The organism is Immundisolibacter sp., from assembly GCF_041601295.1.
GTDB lineage: Bacteria > Pseudomonadota > Gammaproteobacteria > Immundisolibacterales > Immundisolibacteraceae > Immundisolibacter.
Genome location: NZ_JBFIII010000066.1, coordinates 1 through 16,661, shown reverse-complemented (window position 1 = coordinate 16,661; position 16,661 = coordinate 1). Strand labels below are relative to the sequence as shown.

The 16,661-nt window shown below is 65.2% G+C and carries 16 protein-coding genes and 1 pseudogene; 15 read left to right on the top strand and 2 right to left on the bottom strand.

Annotation, left to right across the window (positions count from 1 at the left end):
• The 5 genes from ABZF37_RS09720 to ABZF37_RS09700 all read left to right on the top strand — a co-directional run.
• Positions 1–667, top strand: a 667-nt coding sequence (locus ABZF37_RS09720) for a peptide chain release factor 1 (RefSeq protein WP_372719339.1), incomplete at its 5' end; no start/stop codon positions are given.
• Positions 664–1,530: a peptide chain release factor N(5)-glutamine methyltransferase gene (prmC, locus tag ABZF37_RS09715; protein WP_372719337.1), complete on the top strand. Its 867-nt coding sequence runs from the start codon at positions 664–666 to the stop codon at positions 1,528–1,530. The genes ABZF37_RS09720 and prmC, both read left to right, overlap by 4 nt.
• Entirely contained in the window at positions 1,527–2,285 is a 759-nt protein-coding gene (locus ABZF37_RS09710; protein ID WP_372719341.1) for a ThiF family adenylyltransferase, read from the top strand. Before prmC ends, ABZF37_RS09710 begins: the two co-directional genes overlap by 4 nt.
• Positions 2,282–3,196 carry a bile acid:sodium symporter family protein gene (locus tag ABZF37_RS09705; protein ID WP_372719335.1) on the top strand — a complete coding sequence of 305 codons (915 nt, stop codon included), beginning with the start codon at positions 2,282–2,284 and terminating at the stop codon, positions 3,194–3,196. Before ABZF37_RS09710 ends, ABZF37_RS09705 begins: the two co-directional genes overlap by 4 nt.
• Positions 3,197–3,640: 444 nt before the next feature.
• Positions 3,641–5,560 (top strand): hypothetical protein, encoded by a 1,920-nt coding sequence (locus tag ABZF37_RS09700; protein WP_372719333.1) that lies wholly within the window; start codon positions 3,641–3,643, stop codon positions 5,558–5,560.
• Positions 5,561–5,747: 187 nt separating this feature from the next.
• On the opposite strand, the gene ABZF37_RS09695 is transcribed toward ABZF37_RS09700, so the two are convergent.
• Positions 5,748–6,860: a Glu/Leu/Phe/Val dehydrogenase gene (locus tag ABZF37_RS09695; protein ID WP_372719331.1), complete on the bottom strand. Its 1,113-nt coding sequence runs from the start codon at positions 6,858–6,860 to the stop codon at positions 5,748–5,750.
• Between the two features lie 276 nt (positions 6,861–7,136).
• Between ABZF37_RS09695 and ABZF37_RS09690 the strand changes: the two genes are divergently transcribed.
• The 7 genes from ABZF37_RS09690 (at position 7,137) to arsC (ending at position 12,375) form a co-directional block, all read left to right on the top strand.
• A complete protein-coding gene (locus ABZF37_RS09690; RefSeq protein ID WP_372719329.1) occupies positions 7,137–7,673 on the top strand; it encodes a cupin domain-containing protein in 537 nt (178 codons plus the stop codon).
• Positions 7,674–7,730: 57 nt separating this feature from the next.
• Entirely contained in the window at positions 7,731–8,930 is a 1,200-nt protein-coding gene (locus tag ABZF37_RS09685) for an SRPBCC family protein (RefSeq protein WP_372719327.1), read from the top strand.
• Positions 8,931–8,998: 68 nt separating this feature from the next.
• Positions 8,999–9,352: a hypothetical protein gene (locus tag ABZF37_RS09680; protein WP_372719325.1), complete on the top strand. Its 354-nt coding sequence runs from the start codon at positions 8,999–9,001 to the stop codon at positions 9,350–9,352.
• A 92-nt stretch (positions 9,353–9,444) separates the two neighbouring features.
• Positions 9,445–10,509 (top strand): DUF1207 domain-containing protein, encoded by a 1,065-nt coding sequence (locus tag ABZF37_RS09675; protein ID WP_372719323.1) that lies wholly within the window; start codon positions 9,445–9,447, stop codon positions 10,507–10,509.
• 86 nt (positions 10,510–10,595) lie between these two features.
• Entirely contained in the window at positions 10,596–11,039 is a 444-nt protein-coding gene (locus tag ABZF37_RS09670) for an Hsp20/alpha crystallin family protein (RefSeq protein ID WP_372719320.1), read from the top strand.
• A 91-nt stretch (positions 11,040–11,130) separates the two neighbouring features.
• A complete protein-coding gene (locus ABZF37_RS09665) occupies positions 11,131–12,015 on the top strand; it encodes a DnaJ C-terminal domain-containing protein (RefSeq protein WP_372719318.1) in 885 nt (294 codons plus the stop codon).
• 12 nt (positions 12,016–12,027) lie between these two features.
• The gene (gene arsC, locus ABZF37_RS09660) at positions 12,028–12,375 is read left to right on the top strand and encodes an arsenate reductase (glutaredoxin) (protein WP_372719316.1); all 348 of its coding nucleotides are present in this window, start codon (positions 12,028–12,030) and stop codon (positions 12,373–12,375) included.
• 70 nt (positions 12,376–12,445) lie between these two features.
• Here arsC and metG read toward each other — a convergent pair.
• A pseudogene (gene metG / locus ABZF37_RS09655) lies at positions 12,446–14,083 on the bottom strand (methionine--tRNA ligase); the annotation flags it as partial.
• 168 nt (positions 14,084–14,251) lie between these two features.
• Between metG and apbC the strand changes: the two are divergent.
• The 3 genes from apbC to ABZF37_RS09640 form a co-directional block, all read left to right on the top strand.
• Complete coding sequence (gene apbC / locus ABZF37_RS09650) at positions 14,252–15,343, top strand: iron-sulfur cluster carrier protein ApbC (protein ID WP_372719314.1); 1,092 nt, start codon at positions 14,252–14,254, stop codon at positions 15,341–15,343.
• Positions 15,344–15,365: 22 nt separating this feature from the next.
• Entirely contained in the window at positions 15,366–15,932 is a 567-nt protein-coding gene (gene dcd, locus ABZF37_RS09645) for a dCTP deaminase (protein ID WP_372719312.1), read from the top strand.
• A gap of 135 nt (positions 15,933–16,067) precedes the next feature.
• Positions 16,068–16,661 (top strand): VacJ family lipoprotein (locus ABZF37_RS09640; protein ID WP_372719310.1); only part of this gene is annotated, 594 nt, incomplete at its 3' end.

The following is a 16,661-nucleotide window of genomic DNA, read 5'->3' as shown; positions in this document are numbered from 1 at the left end:
TGCGGAAACCCAGGGCTGGCAGTGCGAGGTCGTCAGCGCCCACCCGGGCGAGCACGGCGGCTACAAGGAAGTGATCGTGCGCGTGGAGGGCCGCGGCGTGTACGCGCGCCTGAAGTTCGAGTCCGGCGGTCACCGCGTGCAGCGCGTGCCGGTCACCGAGGCGCAGGGCCGCATCCACACCTCGGCCTGCACCGTGGCCATCCTGCCGGAGGTGGACGAGGTCGACAGCATAGACATCAACCCCGCCGACCTGCGCGTGGATACCTACCGCGCATCCGGCGCCGGTGGCCAGCACGTCAACAAGACCGACTCTGCCATCCGCCTGACCCACCTGCCGACCGGCACCGTGGTGGAATGCCAGGACGAGCGCTCGCAGCACAAGAACCGCGCCCGCGCCATGGCGCTGCTCAAATCGCGCCTGCTGGAGGCCGAGCGCCAGCGCCAGCACGCCGAAGAAGCCGCCACCCGGCGCAGCCTGGTCGGCTCCGGCGACCGCTCCGAGCGCATCCGCACCTACAACTTCCCGCAGGGCCGCGTCACCGACCACCGCATCAATTTGACTTTGTACAAGATCGATCAGGTCATGGCCGGCGACCTTGAAGCCCTGATCGCGCCGCTCAGACGCGAGCACGAGGCGGAACAACTGCTCAGCCTGGGTCTGGCATGAGCGCCGCACTGGCAACCGACCATGCCACGCCGAGCGTGCAGGATTTACTGACCACGGCCCGCCAGCACTGCGCTGCCAATACCGTCGCGGCTGAGGATTGCGGCCTGCTGTTGGCGTTGGCGCTGACCGTGCCGCGCGCCTGGCTACTGACCCACGGCGACATAACAGTGGACACCACAGCGCGCCGGCGCTTCGAAACGCTGCTCTCGCGCCGCCTGGCCGGCGAACCGATGGCCTACCTCCGAGGCCGGCAGGGCTTCTGGTCGCTGGAGCTGGAGGTTACCCCCGACGTGCTGGTGCCGCGTCCGGAAACCGAACTTCTGGTGGAACTCGCGCTCGCCCACATGAGTGAACGCGGCCGGCTGGCCGACCTGGGCACCGGCAGCGGCGCCATCGCTCTGGCGCTGGCCAGCGAACGACCGGACTGGCAAATCATGGCCACCGACCAGAGCACTGCCGCCCTGGCGGTGGCCACCGGCAATGCAGCGCGGCTGGGCCTGCGCGTCGAATTCCGGCGTGGGCACTGGTTCGCGCCGCTGCCTGGCGAGCGCTTCGACATCATTGTCAGCAACCCGCCCTACATCGCTTCAGACGACGCCTGCCTGCAAGGCGACGGCGTGTGCCAGGAGCCACGCACGGCACTGGCCGCTGCTGACAACGGCTTGGCCGACCTCGCGGCCATCGCCGCCGCCGCGCCGCGGCATCTGCTGCCGGGCGGCTGGCTGCTTCTGGAGCACGGCGCCGGGCAAGGCCCGGCGGTGCACAAACAGCTGACCGGCGCCGGCTTCGCAGATATCACTACCCACGCCGACCTTGCCGGCCGGCCGCGCGTCACCCTGGGACAACAGCCATGCGCGAACTGAACGACGACCAGCTGCACCGCTACGCCCGTCAGCTGGTACTGCCGGAGGTGGACTTCGACGGCCAGGCGCGGCTGTTGGACGCACGCGTGCTGATCGTCGGCATGGGCGGGCTGGGCTCGCCGGTGGCCCTGTACCTGGCCGGCGCTGGGGTCGGCGAACTGGTGGTTGCCGATCACGACCAGGTGGACCTGTCCAACCTGCACCGGCAGGTGCTGCACCGCAGCGCCGACGTCGGCCGACCGAAGGCCGAATCCGCCCGCGACGCGCTGCTGGCGCTCAATCCCACTATCCGCATCACGCCTATCACCGGGCGCATGGACGCCGACTCGCTGGCGGCGCAGGTGGCAGCGGTGGACCTGGTGCTGGACTGCACCGACAACTTCGACAGCCGTTTCGCCATCAATGCGGCCTGCGCCGTGGCCAGAAAGCCGCTGGTCTCCGGCGCCGCCATCCGCTTCGAGGGCCAGGTGTCCGTGTTTCGCCTGGACCGGCCGGACGCGCCCTGCTACCGCTGCCTGTACCGCGACGCGGGCGCCGAGGCCGAGCACTGCTCGCAGGTTGGCGTGCTGCCGCCGGTGGTCGGCGTGATCGGCGCCATGCAGGCACTGGAAGCGCTCAAAGTGCTGCTGGGCATGGAAACCGGCCTGGCCGGCCGGCTATTGATTTTCGATGGACGGCGCAGCGAATGGCACAGCGTCGGCCTGCGCCAGGATCCCGACTGCCCGGTGTGCCGCGCCCGCCGGGCGGCGCCTTGAACCGAGGCAGCTTCAACCAGGCCTGGATCCCGACCGCGTTACTGCTGGTCGCGTGTGCCGCCGCCTGGCTGGTGCCGCAGGCGTTCGTGCCGCTCAAGGGTGCCATCGTCCCGGCGCTCGGCCTGATCATGTTCGGCATGGGGCTGACACTCACCGGCCCGCAACTGACCGCCGTGCTGCGCCGGCCGCGTTGGCTGCTAATGGGCATCGGGCTGCAATTCGTGGTGATGCCCGCGGCCGCGCTGGGCCTGGCCATGGCGCTGGACCTGCCGCCGACCCTGGCCGCCGGACTGATCCTGGTCGGCACTTGCCCGGGCGGCACCGCCTCCAATGTGGTGACCTATCTGGCCCGCGGCGACGTGGCGCTTTCGGTGGCCATGACCGCCACCTCCACCCTGCTGGCACCCCTGGCCACGCCGTGGCTCACCTTGTGGCTGGCCGGCACGCGCATCGACGTGCCGGCGCTGGCCATGTTCGGCGACATCGTGCGTATCGTGCTGCTGCCGGTGGCGGCCGGCGTAATGCTGCGGCGCTGGCTCACGCCATTGGCGCAGCACCTGGCGCGCTGGCTGTCGGGCCTGTCGATGCTGCTGATCGCGTTCATCGTCGCCATCATCCTGGCCCTGAACCACGGCCAGCTTGCCGCCACCGGCGTCCTGGTTGCCACGGCGGTCATCCTGCACAACACCCTCGGCTTCGTGCTCGGCTATCTGGGCGCGACCCTTACCGGCGCCGGTTCGGCCCAGCGACGGGCCATCGCCATCGAAGTCGGCATGCAGAACTCGGGGCTGGCTACGGCACTCGCCATCAAGTTCCTGCCGCCACTCGCGGCGCTGCCGGCAGCGCTGTTCTCGGTATGGCAAAACCTGGCGGGGTTGGGCTTGGCTGCTGCGTGGCGGCGCGGGCGGTGAGGCGAGGTTACCTGTGGTTTTGTCCGGCCCTCAGCCTAGAGCGCTTGCAAAATGTCGCTCACTTTCATGCCCGCAGAATAGCTGGGTAATAGCCGCGGGGCGGGACGCTCGGCCTTTCCCCCGGCACTGTCGGACTACTGACCCGATGGTGTACACGGCAGCGAAGGTCGACCAACCGAACCGGTCATCAGGTCCGAAGCTATATGGAGTACCTCCCAGATTGGCCCGGCCACGCTCCTGATCGCCAGCGTGCATACAATGGCGCGGTGTACAGTGATTCCAGGTTGGCGGCAGCGTGAAGTTGCCGGCCGGACACGGCGCCTTGGTCGCGAGTGCCCGCCCCGCCGGATCGGCGTATGCCTCAGGCTAGCCAATCAACTGTTGTCTTGGGAGGGCCGGCGCGCCCGGCGCTAGGAAGTTCAATTCGATACGGAAACTACGCGCATGACTGCTAATGACAATCCCCTCAACGCGCGAGTCTCGCGCAAGACAGTGCTTGCCTTGATCCTGGTCGTGCTGGCAGGCGTGACGGTGGCGGACAGGTTCGGCTGGCTCGACTTGCGCGACCCCATCCACACCACCGAGTCCGCCGCCGCCCCAGCCGACCACCCGGATGCCATCGCAGCCGCCATCGCGCAGGAGACGGCAAAGATCGTCTTGAAGCCGCGCCCGGCTGTTCCATCGGCAGACAATGCGGCGGCCGTGCGGCGCGCCGTGCAGCGCGGCGACTACGATGCCGCTGGCAAGCTCATCGATGATGTCTACACCCACAGCAAATTGGAAAACTGGCATTTTTCCCCTTTTAACGACCTTATGGGCTATGTGGCGTTTCCGAAAGATGACGCGTTTCTGGGGGGATTGAATAAATGGGTACAGCAGACTCCGCAGTCCGCGTTCGCCCATCTGATTCGGGCTAATTACTATTATGGTGTTGGCGTGGATGTGCGGGGATCACGCTTTGTTTCGGAAACGCCGGAAAGCGAATTGAACGCGTTCCGGGATTACATGAAACTGGCGACGGCGGATGCACTCGACTCAATCCGCCTGGACGCGACCAATCCGTACGCCTATTTTAGCTTGGTCAGAATATACGCTATGAGCGGCAACACACCGATCATGGAAAACGCTTTCCAGGACGCCATCAGCCGATTCCCCAACTACTATCCGCTATACACCGAGCGCCTTAAAACGCTGGCCCCCAAATGGGGCGGCTCGCCGCAGGCCATGGTGGCTTTTGTTAACCGATACGCTGGCCATGCCCCGGAAAATTCGCCGCTAAGATTGCTGCATGTGGAACTGTACGCCAGCCTGTTGAATACGGCGGCGCTTGCTTGCGACGCATACCGCGCCGAACAGTTGGAGCAATGTGTCGGCGCTGCGATGGAGTCGATGGCAGGCAGCGACGTGATGCGTCAGGTTGACACCGCACTCGAGCTTTACAATAAAATCGACCGTTACCAGTTTACGGTGGCCCTGCAGCCATCGCTGAGCAAAATCGTGCTCATGTCAGGCGCGGGACACTTTGCCGGCAGCATGCTCGAAGCCGCTGCCAGCCACATGGGAACACAGCTTCAGTTGTCCGAAAACAACGCCGGCCACAACAACTACATGCTCGATGTGACCGTTGCGAACGTCTGGCAGAACAAAAAACATTACGACAACGCCGAGAAAAAATACCAGGAAGCGCTGGTTGACGTGGCAACGTTTCCTTTCCCAGGCGAAGCGGAGCGCGCCTGGGCCATGGTCGACATTTATCGAAGGATGTCCGGCCTGTACAACGACATGGCGCAATACGTGAATGTGATTGCGTACCAGGATGCTGCCGAGGCGATGGGAGGGTCGGGCGACGGATACAAACATCTGAAATGCTTTGCGTATTACAAGCTGAAGCATTTCGATGAGGCGGTGCGGGACTGCACGAAGCAACTGGAAACCGGTGACGACATGCAAACGCGGTTCTGGCGCGCAAAGTCATACCGGGCGGGCGGGCAGAACGATGCTGCACTGAAAGATTTCAGCATCGTTGCGGATTCGCAGAATCGTCACTTCAGGACTTCCGCTGCCATCGATGTGTCCGTCATCTACGGCGATCGAAAGGATATGGTGTCCATGCTGGAGTCACTGAACAGCCATGCTTATCTGTTCGATGAAAAAGGGCAGAGTGAGGAAGACCTTGCCATCAGTTACAACAATCGCTGCTATGCGCATATGCAGCTTGGACGGCTGCAGGAAGCACTGACAGATTGCGAGGTATCTCTGAAGCACGGAAATCTGCCGGACGCGTATCAGAAATACCAGGAATTGCTGAAAAAAGTGCGCCCCGAACCGAACAAGCCCAGCACTCAGCACGGTCCGGCGATTTAGCTCCGGGCTGGCGGCGACCGCCGCCATTCGCCGGGTGCCGAAAGTCGCGAATACGCGAATAACGGAATAGCGGGGTAGCCCATATGCAGCACAGCGCAATACGGGAAATCCTGTCGCTCAATCTCCCGGATTCCGCTACGCGGCATCCAGGTTATGTTTTGTTCGCCGCTGAGGGGCGACAGGACGTTTAGTACACCCCCCAGCGCCGTGTCTGCATGGCGCCGCGCACGCGCTCCAGGGCCAGCGTCTCGGCGGCTTGTCGGGGGGTGTTGCCGGTGGCCTGGGCGCGATCCAGCACGGTCGCGGTGTTGGCGCGGATGCGCTCCTCAACAGCGGCCAGGGCAGCGCCTTCGGTGGCACCTTGCAGTTCGAAGGCCGCGCAGATCACTCCCCCGGCGTTGGCGATGAAGTCCGGCACCACCCACACGCCGCGCGCGTGCAGGCTGCGCTCTGCATCGGCGGTCGCGGGAATGTTGGCGCCCTGCACCAGCAGCGCCGCACGCAGGCGATCCACATTGCCGGCGTGGATCACGTCCGGTCGGGCAGCCGGTATCCAGACCTCGCAGTCCACGCCGATCAGTGCCTCGGCATCGATGATCTGCGCGCCCGGATAGGTGACCACGCTACCGCCATGGGCCTTGATGGCGAGCAGGCGGTCCGGGTCGATGCCGTCCGGATTGTGGATGGCGCCGGCCGAGTCGGCCACTGCCACCAGTCGCGCGCCGCGGGCGGTCAGCAAGCGGGCCGCGTGCTGACCCACGGAGCCGAAGCCCTGCACCACCAGCCGGGCGCCGGTGAGCGGCCGGCCCAGCCTGGCCAGCGCAACCTCGGTGGCGTGACACACACCCCAGCCGGTGGCGCCGATCTGGTCCAGCGGAATACCGCCCAGGGCGCGCGGCAGACCGGTGGCACGGCCGATTTCGTCGTGTATCCAGGCCATGCAGGTCTCGTCGGTGCCCATGTCCGGGCCGACGATGTAGCCGTGTTCGTGGCGCAGCGCGGCGGCGAAGGCGCGGATCAGGCGCTCCTTGTCCGCCACCGGCATGCGCGGGTCGGCGCGCAGTACCGACTTGCCACCGCCGTGCGGCAGACCGGCGGCCGCGTTTTTTAGCGTCATGGCGCGCGCCAGGCGGGCGCATTCTGCGGTGGTGACGTCGCTTGCCATGCGCAGGCCACCGATGGCCGGTCCGCAGGCGAGGTTGTCCAGCACCACGGTGGCGGCCAGGCCCAGCGCTGGCTGATGCACATGGATGACACGCGCGGGACCAAGATCGTCGGCAAACGGCAAATCAGGGTGCATGATTCGGATTCCTCGGCACGGCGGCGGCGAGTATGAAACCAGCGATTGCCTGCTCGCGGCCCTGATTGCACTCATGGCAGGGAAAGCGACGTGCAGAACCGGATGGTACGGACTGGCAGATCAAGCGGTTCAGACTCCGTGAGACGGGCCGGTGGAGGGGCGGGCACGATGCGGCAGTGGGCGATCGGCGGTCACGCCGCTGAGCATGGGGCTCCAGGGGATAAAACTGGCGCGATCCGGTCTGGCGGCCATCCAGCACGCAAACGAACAAAGCCGATGCGAAGAATCTTTTTAGTCCTTTGCCTGGGCGTGGCCCTTGGCGACAGCCTGGTGGCAGCCGCGGAACCGGCACAAGTCGAGCTGTACGTGCCGGCCGGCAGCGAGCCGCGCGTGATGAGCCTGAGCGAACAGAACATGCGCGAGGTGGTACCCGGTCGGCTGTATATGAAGCACATGGTCGGCCCGGACATGAGCGTGGTGCTGCTCAACATCAAGCCCGGCGAACCGACGCCGCTGAATCCCGGCGGCCAGCAGCATTACCAGGGCGAGGAGGCCACGCGCGCGGCGACCATCAGCGGCGGCGCGATGCCGCCCTTGCACGTCCACGGCCAGGAAGTGGCCATCCTGCTCAAGGGAGAGGGCAAGGTGGTCATCCGCGGTGGCAAGGAGTTCCCGTTCAAGACCGGGGAGGCCATAATCATGCCGCCAGGCCTGCCGCACACCGGTATTTTCACGGCGCCCGAGAACCTGGTGTTGAGCATTACCACGCCGCGCCGGCCAGAGTATGGCGCGCATGACCAAGCCGAGCGCTGATCCACCAGCAAGCCGAAGGAACCCCCCGCCAGTCATCTGCGAAGGAGAGTCCCGACCATGAATAATCCTGCACCCATTCTGCGCTTTCACGAACGTTACCCCGAGCTGGGGACGGACCCGATTCCGGTCGAGGTCAACACCTCGCCTGAATACTTCGAGCGCGAACGGGAAAAGATTTTCCAGAACGCCTGGTGGTGCGTCGGTCGCGACGAGGAAATCTCCCGCCCCGGCGATTACCTGGTACGGGATATCGAGGCGATCAACGCCTCGGTGATCGTGATACGCGGCGAAGACGGCGCGGTGCGCGCTTTCCATAACGTCTGTCAGCACCGCGGCAACAAGCTGCTGACCGAGGAGCGCGGGCGCTGTCGCGGCATGGTGTGCGGCTTTCATTCCTGGACCTACGATCTGCAGGGCCAGCTGGCCCACGTGCCCGACGAGGACCAGTTCCATAAGTTCGACAAATCCTGCCACGCACTGTCGGCCGTCACGCTGGACACCTGGAACGGCTTCATTTTTGTGCACCCGCAAGATATGCCCGAGCGCGGTCTGCACGAGAGCTTCGGCGAGCTGAACGCGCTGATCGGCGACTTTGCCTACGACGAGATGGACCTGGTAGCCGAGTACTCGGCGGACGTGAAGTGCAACTGGAAGTACTTCATCGACGCTTTTGTCGAGGCTTATCACGTCGAGTCCGTGCATCGGCGCTCCCTGAAGGAAACCTTCAACAGCCAGGACAATCCTTACTGCCATCTGGTGGACGTGCGCCTGCACGAGCGCAATCGGTCGGTCTCGTGCTACGCCAACCCACAGCACGCGCCACACGGCGCCGAGGCGCTGGCTTACAAGGTCGGCGCCACACTTGCGCAAGGCGCGCTGGCCAGCACCACCGCGCTGAAAGGAACCAACTTCGCCGGCGAGAAGAACTGGGCCTTCGACATACACATCATCTTCCCGTGCTTCGAGATCGCCACCTCGAACGGCTGGTACTTCACCTACAACTGGTGGCCGGTGACTCACAACCGCACCCGCTGGGAGATGAGGTTCTACATGAATCGGGCCACCAATCTTGCCGCCAAGGTGAGTCAGGAATTCACCAAGACGCTGACCCGTGACACGTTGCGCGAGGATCTGTCCACGCTCGAGAACGGACAGGCCATGATGGAGACCGGCCGCATCAAGTACATGACGCTGTCGGACCAGGAAATCGCCGTGCGGCACGGATACAAGGTGGTCGAGCGCCTGCTGGCCGAGTAAATCGGCAGCGGTGCCGGCCGCCGGGCGCGGCGCCACTGTCCTACAGAGTCGTGGTGGAGGATTGGCACATGGACGGTCTACCGGAACCTTTTCGGGACTTGAGTGGTGGGATCGAGTGGGCGCTGCCGACCGAGCGACAGCGTTTTAACAAGCGGCTGGGCAACACCCAGAAAGCGCTGCAGGCCTATTACGATCTGCTGGCGCCACGCATGAGCGCGGTTATGGATTACCTCGGACAATTCGACTCGCGCGATGCACTCGCCGTCGAAACCCTGAATCTGTACTACATGGCCCTGGCCTGGATGGAGGTCTCCAACTCTGTGGAGCGCTTCCACGAGCCCGACGAATCAGGCGTATTCGCCGCCGAGCGCTACCACGTCAAGGGACCGGAAGACCTCATCGTCGGTTATCGCTCGACCTGACACCAACAGGCGGCCCTGGGGGCGCTTTTACCTACGCGGGTCAGTCCAGGCGCCCCTTGCGCCGGGCGGATGTACGCCGCACTGGAGCAGATATGCGTGTTGCAATGTGTTTTGCGGTCGGCCTGTTGTGGCTTGCCGGTAGTCCGGCCCTGGCAACCGCCAAGCTTCCCGATGATGCGTACCTCGCCGGCTACGCCGCGGCGGTGCTGGAACAGCGCCTGGGCTGGCCGGCGGACAGCTACACGCTTGAAGTGAGCGATGGCCGCCTGCGGCTGGACCCCCAGGATCACGCGGATGCGACCGCCGCAGGCGAGGCACTGGCCGCCATCGATGGCGTGCGCAAGGTGCGCCTGGCCGATGCCACTGGCACCGCCGCGGGCGGCGCGGCGCCCGGACGCTGGTTTCCCACACCCGAGCTGTTTCGCCCGGCGCTGGCCGACCCCAAGGAGCCGCGTTTCTTTGTGTCGCCACGTCATTACGACACCGATACCGACAAATTGTGGCTGGTAGAAGTCGGTTATGGCGCGGATTTTCCGGTTTACGGCCGCATCGACGAGGCCGGAAACGGGTGGAATATCGGGATCTCCGGCGGCTTGTTCGGCCTGTTCAATCTGGAAGGGGATTCCTTCGATCTGATCAACGCCGATTACACGGTGGGTATGCCGTTGGCCTGGCGCCAGGGCAGAACAAGTGGTCGGCTGCGCCTGTATCACCAGAGTTCGCACCTCGGCGACGAGTTCCTGCTCACCGCCGCGCCCGAGCGCATCAACCTCAGCTTCGAGTCGCTGGAGGCTCTGGTGGCCTACGATCTGACGCCATTTCGCGTCTACGGCGGCGGCGAGGTGCTGGTGCATCGCGAGCCGGCGGATCTGGACCGGCTGATGGCGCATGCCGGGGCCGAGTATTTCGGCGACTCGCAGGCCAGGCTACTGCCCGGCCTGCGTGGGCGGCCGTTTATTGGGCTCGACCTGAAGTCCTTCGCCGAGCACGACTGGTCGGTAGACGGCAGTCTGAAGCTTGGCATGCAATTTGACGCACCGCACACGGACCACTACCTGCGCCTGATGGTCGAGGGTTATCGCGGATATTCGCCGCATGGCCAGTTCTATTCGGACCGCATCTCCTATATCGGCGTTGGCGTGCTGTTCGGCATCTGACGGCGGCTTGAAAAGCGCTGCGCAGCCCTCACCTTTTGCGTCATGGCGGGCCACTGTGGCCCCCAGCAACTGGCAGGAGGTTTGCCATGAGTATTGTCAGACAACAGCCTTACGGATTGCTGAGCGAGTTGCAGCGCGAGATGGATCGTTTGTTCAGCGCCAGTCCCCTGCGCGAGGATGGTGCCGCCAGTCTGGCCAGCGGCGACTGGCAGCCGGCGGTGGACGTGCGCGAGGACGCCGAACGCTATGTGTTGCTCGTGGACCTGCCTGGGGTAAAACCCGACGCGGTCGACATCAACCTTGAGCAGGGTGTGCTGACCATCAGCGGTGAGCGGCCGGCGATTCCGGCTGACGAGGTCAGCGGCTATCGGCGCGCAGAACGCGCGCGCGGTCGCTTCGTGCGCCGCTTCAGCGTGCCCGAATCGGTGGATGTCGAGCAAGTCGCGGCGCGTGTCGAAGACGGCGTGCTGCAGGTGTCTATCCCCAAGCTGGCCAAGGTGATGGCGCGCCGCATTCAGGTGAACAGCTGATCCACAGCACGCACCGACTACACTGGGCCGCCCGCCTCGGCGTTGTATAGGCCCGCTGGCGGGCGGCTGCTTTCCCGGGTGCTGAGCCGCAATGGAATACAAGGATTACTACAAGACTCTTGGCGTCCCCCGCGAGGCCAGCGGGGACGACATCAAGCGTGCCTATCGCAAGCTGGCGCGCAAATTCCACCCGGACGTCAGCAAGGAAGCCAACGCCGAGGCCCGTTTCAAGGACGTGGCCGAGGCCTACGAGGTCCTCAAGGACGCTGAAAAGCGTGCCGCCTATGACCAGCTCGGCAGCAACTGGCAGGCGGGTCAGGGCTTTACGCCACCGGGCGGCGGCGGGTTCGAGTTTCGCGGCGGACAAGGGTCATCCGGCTTCAGCGATTTTTTCGACGGTCTGTTCGGGCGAGGCTTCGGCGGCATGGACGGCGCACGCCGCCGCCAGCCCCGGAGCGAGGATATGCACGCCAAGGTGCAAATCGCGCTCGAGGACGCCTATCAGGGCACCACCCGTTCCATCAACCTGAGCCAGGCCGACGGCGGGCGCAAGCGCACGCTTGAGGTGCGCATCCCAACCGGCGTGCGAGCCGGCCAGCGCATCCGCCTGGCCGGTCAGGGCGGTGGCGGCGGCGACCTGCTGCTGGAAATCGAGTTCGCGCCGCACCGGCTGTACCGTCTGGAAGGCGCGGATATCTATCTGGACCTGCCAATCACGCCGTGGGAAGCGGCGCTCGGCGCGACGGTCAAGGTACCGACGCTCGGCGGTGCGGTAGAGCTGGCCATTCCGGCCGGCTCGCAAAGCGGCGACAGGCTGCGCCTGCGCGGGCGCGGTCTGCCGACCGTGCCGACGCCGGGAGACCAGTATGTGGTGCTCAAGATGATGACGCCCAAGGCGCAGACCGACGACGCCCGCGAGCTATACCAGCGCCTGGCCGACGAACTGCCGTTCGATCCCCGGCGCGCACTGTTCTGAAGGGAGATTCAGATGTCGATACGGCTTTATCACAACCCGCGCTGCTCCAAATCGCGCGAGGCGCTGGCGCTACTGCGCGGGCGCGGCGTCGAGCCGCAGATAGTGGAGTACCTGAAAGACGCTCCGACGACCGCCGAACTGGAGCGCCTGCTGAAGCAGCTTGACCTGGAACCGCGGCAATTGATGCGGCGCGGCGAGGCCATTTACAAGGAGCTCGATCTGGACCGGCCGGCGGTGTCACGGGCAGCGCTGATCGATGCCCTGGCGGCGAATCCGATCCTGATTGAGCGGCCGATTGCCATCAGCGGCGAGCGCGCCGTGATAGGCCGCCCCCCGCAAAAAGTGCTGGAGTTGCTCTGACGAGGCGCTGAGTAAATCCATCCGGGACCGCTCAGCCCAGGGCATCCGGCTGGCGTTGCCGCTATACGGCGCGACCGGCCGCGATCAGCGCCGCCACGGCCGCCGGATCGATGCGCGTCAGCAGTGGCCGGTACGGCGCAATCGGGTGGTCCAGCAGCGGCTGGGCGCGGTCTGCCCAGGCCAGCGGCGCGCCGAACAGGGCTTCCACTTGCACCGCCATGCGCGGCAGCACCGGCGTCAGGTAAATCATCAATAGCCGAAACAGGTTCAGCGCCTGACTGCACACCCCATGCGCCTCGTCCAGCCGCACCGGGTCTTTCACCAGCGTCCAGGGCGCGGTGCTGGCGATGTACTCGTTGGCGCGGTCGGCCAGCGCCATCACCTCGCGCATGGCCCGGGCATATTCGCGGCCTTCGTAGGCCGCAGCGATGTCCTTCCCCGCCGACACAAACTCTGCGTACATGGCCGGCTGCGGCAACGTCGGCGCCAGGCGGCCGCCAAAACGCTTTTCGATGAAGCCGGCGGTGCGCGAGGCGATATTGACCAGCTTGCCGACCAGGTCGGAATTGACCCGCGCCACGAAGTCATCGAGGTTCAGGTCGATGTCGTCGATGCCACGGCCGAGCTTGGCAGCGAAGTAGTAGCGCAACGGCTCTGGATCGAGGTGATCCAGCCAGGTACGGGCCTGGATGAAGGTGCCGCGCGACTTAGACATTTTTTGTCCGTCGACAGTCAAAAAGCCATGGGCATTGACCGCGGTCGGCTTGTCGTAAGCGGCGCCCTGCAGCATGGCCGGCCAGAACAGGGCATGGAAATAAAGAATGTCCTTGCCGATGAAGTGGCGCACGTCGCTGGCGTTCCAGAATTCGCGCACCTGGTCCAGGCTGACATCCGGCCCGCGCACGCGCTTCAACCAGTCCCACAGACTCGCCAGGTAACCGATTGGCGCATCCAGCCACACATAGAAGTACTGGCTGTCCGAACCGGGCACCTTGAAGCCGAAGTAAGGCGCGTCGCGCGATATGTCCCAGTCGGCCAGGCCGGCCTCGAACCACTCGGCGATCTTGTTGGCGACCTCCTCCTGCAGGTGGCCGGCACGGGTCCAGCCGGCCAGCAGGTCGGCGAAGTCACTCAGCCGAAAAAAGTAGTGCTCGGATTCCTTGAGCACCGGCTCGGCGCCAGACAGGGCGGAGCGCGGGCTGATGAGGTCGGTCGGCGCGTAGGTCGCGCCGCAGGCCTCGCACGAGTCGCCGTACTGATCCTGCGCCGCGCAGCGTGGGCACTGACCGCGAATGAAGCGATCGGCCAGGAACATGCCCTTGGCGGGGTCGAAGTAACGCGTCACACCGTAGCGCACGATATGCCCGGCCGCATGAAGACGGTGAAAGATGTCCTCCGCCAGCAGCCGGTTCTCGTCGCTGTGGGTGGTGTAGTAGTTGTCGAAAGCGATACCGAAGTCGGCAAAGTCGGCGCGGTGCTCGGTACCGATGCGCGCCACCAGGTCTTCCGGGGTGATGTCCTCGGCCTGCGCGCGCAGCATGATGGGGGCGCCGTGGGCGTCGTCGGCGCACAGATAAATCACATCCCGGCCGACCAGACGCATGGCCCGGACCCAGACATCGGTCTGGATGTACTCCACCAGGTGGCCGATGTGAATAGGGCCGTTGGCGTACGGCAGGGCGCTGGTAACAAGCAGACGGCGCGACATGACGGGCAACGCAGAAAAGGTGGTGCGGCAAGGCTTGGCGGGCCGGCAGGATAGCACGGCGACCCCTGGACGCCGTGCTAGAATCAGCGCCCTTTCTGGCGCTCCGGCGCACCGCTTGGCGGTGCTTTTACTGCCGGCCGCGACACACCTGCTGAACCCTGGCGCAGCATGACTGACACCCTACGCAGCGGGGCCGAGGCGGCCCTCGAAACCGTTATCGACCCCTGGAACGGCGCCAGCCTGAAGCAGGCATTACGCGAGCTCACGCTGGACCAGGGCAAGCTGAGCGTCGAACTGCAACTGGGCTACCCCAGCGCTGGCCTGGCGACCGAGCTGCTGGCCCCGGCGCAGGCCGCGCTCGCCACCTTGCCGGGCGTGCAGTCGGTGCAGGTGAGCCTGCAGCACGCCATCGTCGCCCACGCCGTACAGCAGGGCGCGCAGGCCGTGCCGGGCGTCAAGAACGTGATCGCGGTCGGTTCCGGCAAGGGCGGCGTTGGCAAGTCCACCACGGCCGTTAACCTGGCCCTGGCCCTGACGCGCGAAGGCGCCCGCGTGGCGCTGCTCGACGCCGATGTGTACGGTCCGAGCCTGCCGACCATGCTCGGCATCACCGACAAGCCGCGCCTGGTCGAGGGCGACGAGCGCAAGATCACCCCGCTGGTCGGCCACGGCGTGCAGTGCATGTCAATCGGTTTCCTGATCGACCCGGACGCGCCCATGGTCTGGCGCGGGCCGATGGCTACCCAGGCACTGGAACAGCTGATCCGGGACACCGCCTGGCAGGACATCGACTACCTGGTGGTGGACCTGCCGCCGGGCACTGGCGATATCCAGCTCACGCTTGCCCAGCGCGTGCCCGTCAGCGGCGCCATCATCGTGACCACGCCGCAGGACATCGCCCTGATGGACGCGGTCAAGGGCCTGAAGATGTTCGAGAAGGTCAAGGTGCCGATCCTGGGAATCGTCGAGAACATGAGCACTCATATCTGTACCCAATGCGGGCACGAGGAGCACATCTTCGGTGCCGGAGGGGGCGGTCGCATGGCCGAAAAACACGGCGTACCGCTGCTGGGCTCACTGCCGCTGGACATCCGCATCCGCGAGCAGGCCGATGGCGGCCAGCCGACGGTGGCGGCCGAGCCCGACGGGCCGATCGCCCGCGCCTACCGGGAAATTGCCGTACGCGCCGTGGCCCGTCTGGCCACACGCAGCAAGAACTACGCCCGTCACTTCCCGAACATCACCGTGGTCAACGACTGACCGCCCAGCCTGGAATCGCGTCATGAGCATCAAGTCCGACCGCTGGATCCGCCGCATGGTCGAGCAGGAAGGCATTATTGAGCCGTTCGAGCCGGCTCAGGTGCGCGAGGTGGACGGCCAGCGGGTCATTTCCTATGGCCTGTCGAGTTACGGCTACGACATACGCGTGGCGCGCGAATTCAAGATATTCACCAATGTGCACTCGGCGGTGGTCGACCCCAAGAACTTCGACGCCGCGAGCCTGGTCGACATCGAATCCGACGTATGCGTGATCCCGCCAAATTCCTTTGCGCTGGCGCGCACGGTGGAGTACTTCCGCATCCCGCGCAGCGTGCTGACGGTGTGCCTGGGCAAGTCCACCTATGCCCGCTGCGGCATCATCGTCAACGTGACGCCGTTCGAGCCGGAGTGGGAGGGCTATGCCACGCTGGAGTTCTCCAACACCACCACCCTGCCGGCCAAAATCTATGCTGGCGAAGGCTGCGCGCAAGTGGTGTTCTTCGAATCCGACGAACCGTGCGAGGTGTCGTACAAGGATCGTGGCGGCAAATACCAGGGTCAGGTTGGCGTGGTGGTGCCGCGACTGTGACGGCCGCCCGCCAGCGGGGCATAATCACGCGAACTGCGGCTAACCTGCGCAGACAGGAACCCTCAAGTCGTCCGCTCTAAGCGGCGATACATGTGACGATACGAGCATTCCAATCCAGTTCCCAGGGAGATCCGGATGAACAAGAAACTAACCGCTCTGGCCTGCACCGGCGCCCTGTTCGGCTGGCTGCTCGCCGGCCCGGTGATGGCGGACGAGGACGAGGACTTCGCCGAGTGGGAACGCGAAATCACCCCCGAGGTGAACGACCCGCTGGAGCCGATCAATCGCGGTGTGTTCTGGTTCAACGAACAGGCCGACCGCTTCGTCATCAAGCCGGTGGCCAAGGGTTACGACTTCATCACGCCCAAGCCAGTCAAGCGCGGCGTCAGCAACGTGTTCGATAACCTGTTCATGCCGGTGGTCGCGGTCAGCGATCTGCTGCAGGGCAACTTCCAGCACAGCGCCGAGGATGTCGGGCGCTTTGTTGTCAACAGTACTGTCGGCGTGGTCGGCATCTTCGACGTCGCCACCGGCTGGGGCCTGGAGCGCCGCCGCGAGGACGTCGGCCAGGCATTCGGAGCCTGGGGCATCGGCGCCGGCCCCTATCTGGTGCTGCCGATTCTTGGCCCAAGTAACGTACGTGACGGCGTTGGCCTGGTCGGCAACTACTTCCTGCTGCCGCAGACCTATATCGACGATGAGGGCGTGCGATGGGGCGTGGCGGTATTG

Excerpts from the sequence above, each read along its gene's own strand:
- prmC (WP_372719337.1), top strand. The coding sequence starts at position 664 with ATGAGCGCCGCACTGGCAACCGACCATGCCACGCCGAGCGTGCAGGAT.
- ABZF37_RS09700 (WP_372719333.1), top strand. The coding sequence starts at position 3,641 with ATGACTGCTAATGACAATCCCCTCAACGCGCGAGTCTCGCGCAAGACA.
- ABZF37_RS09695 (WP_372719331.1), bottom strand. The coding sequence starts at position 6,860 with ATGCACCCTGATTTGCCGTTTGCCGACGATCTTGGTCCCGCGCGTGTC.
- ABZF37_RS09690 (WP_372719329.1), top strand. The coding sequence starts at position 7,137 with ATGCGAAGAATCTTTTTAGTCCTTTGCCTGGGCGTGGCCCTTGGCGAC.
- ABZF37_RS09685 (WP_372719327.1), top strand. The coding sequence starts at position 7,731 with ATGAATAATCCTGCACCCATTCTGCGCTTTCACGAACGTTACCCCGAG.
- ABZF37_RS09680 (WP_372719325.1), top strand. The coding sequence starts at position 8,999 with ATGGACGGTCTACCGGAACCTTTTCGGGACTTGAGTGGTGGGATCGAG.
- ABZF37_RS09675 (WP_372719323.1), top strand. The coding sequence starts at position 9,445 with ATGCGTGTTGCAATGTGTTTTGCGGTCGGCCTGTTGTGGCTTGCCGGT.
- ABZF37_RS09670 (WP_372719320.1), top strand. The coding sequence starts at position 10,596 with ATGAGTATTGTCAGACAACAGCCTTACGGATTGCTGAGCGAGTTGCAG.
- ABZF37_RS09665 (WP_372719318.1), top strand. The coding sequence starts at position 11,131 with ATGGAATACAAGGATTACTACAAGACTCTTGGCGTCCCCCGCGAGGCC.
- arsC (WP_372719316.1), top strand. The coding sequence starts at position 12,028 with ATGTCGATACGGCTTTATCACAACCCGCGCTGCTCCAAATCGCGCGAG.
- apbC (WP_372719314.1), top strand. The coding sequence starts at position 14,252 with ATGACTGACACCCTACGCAGCGGGGCCGAGGCGGCCCTCGAAACCGTT.
- dcd (WP_372719312.1), top strand. The coding sequence starts at position 15,366 with ATGAGCATCAAGTCCGACCGCTGGATCCGCCGCATGGTCGAGCAGGAA.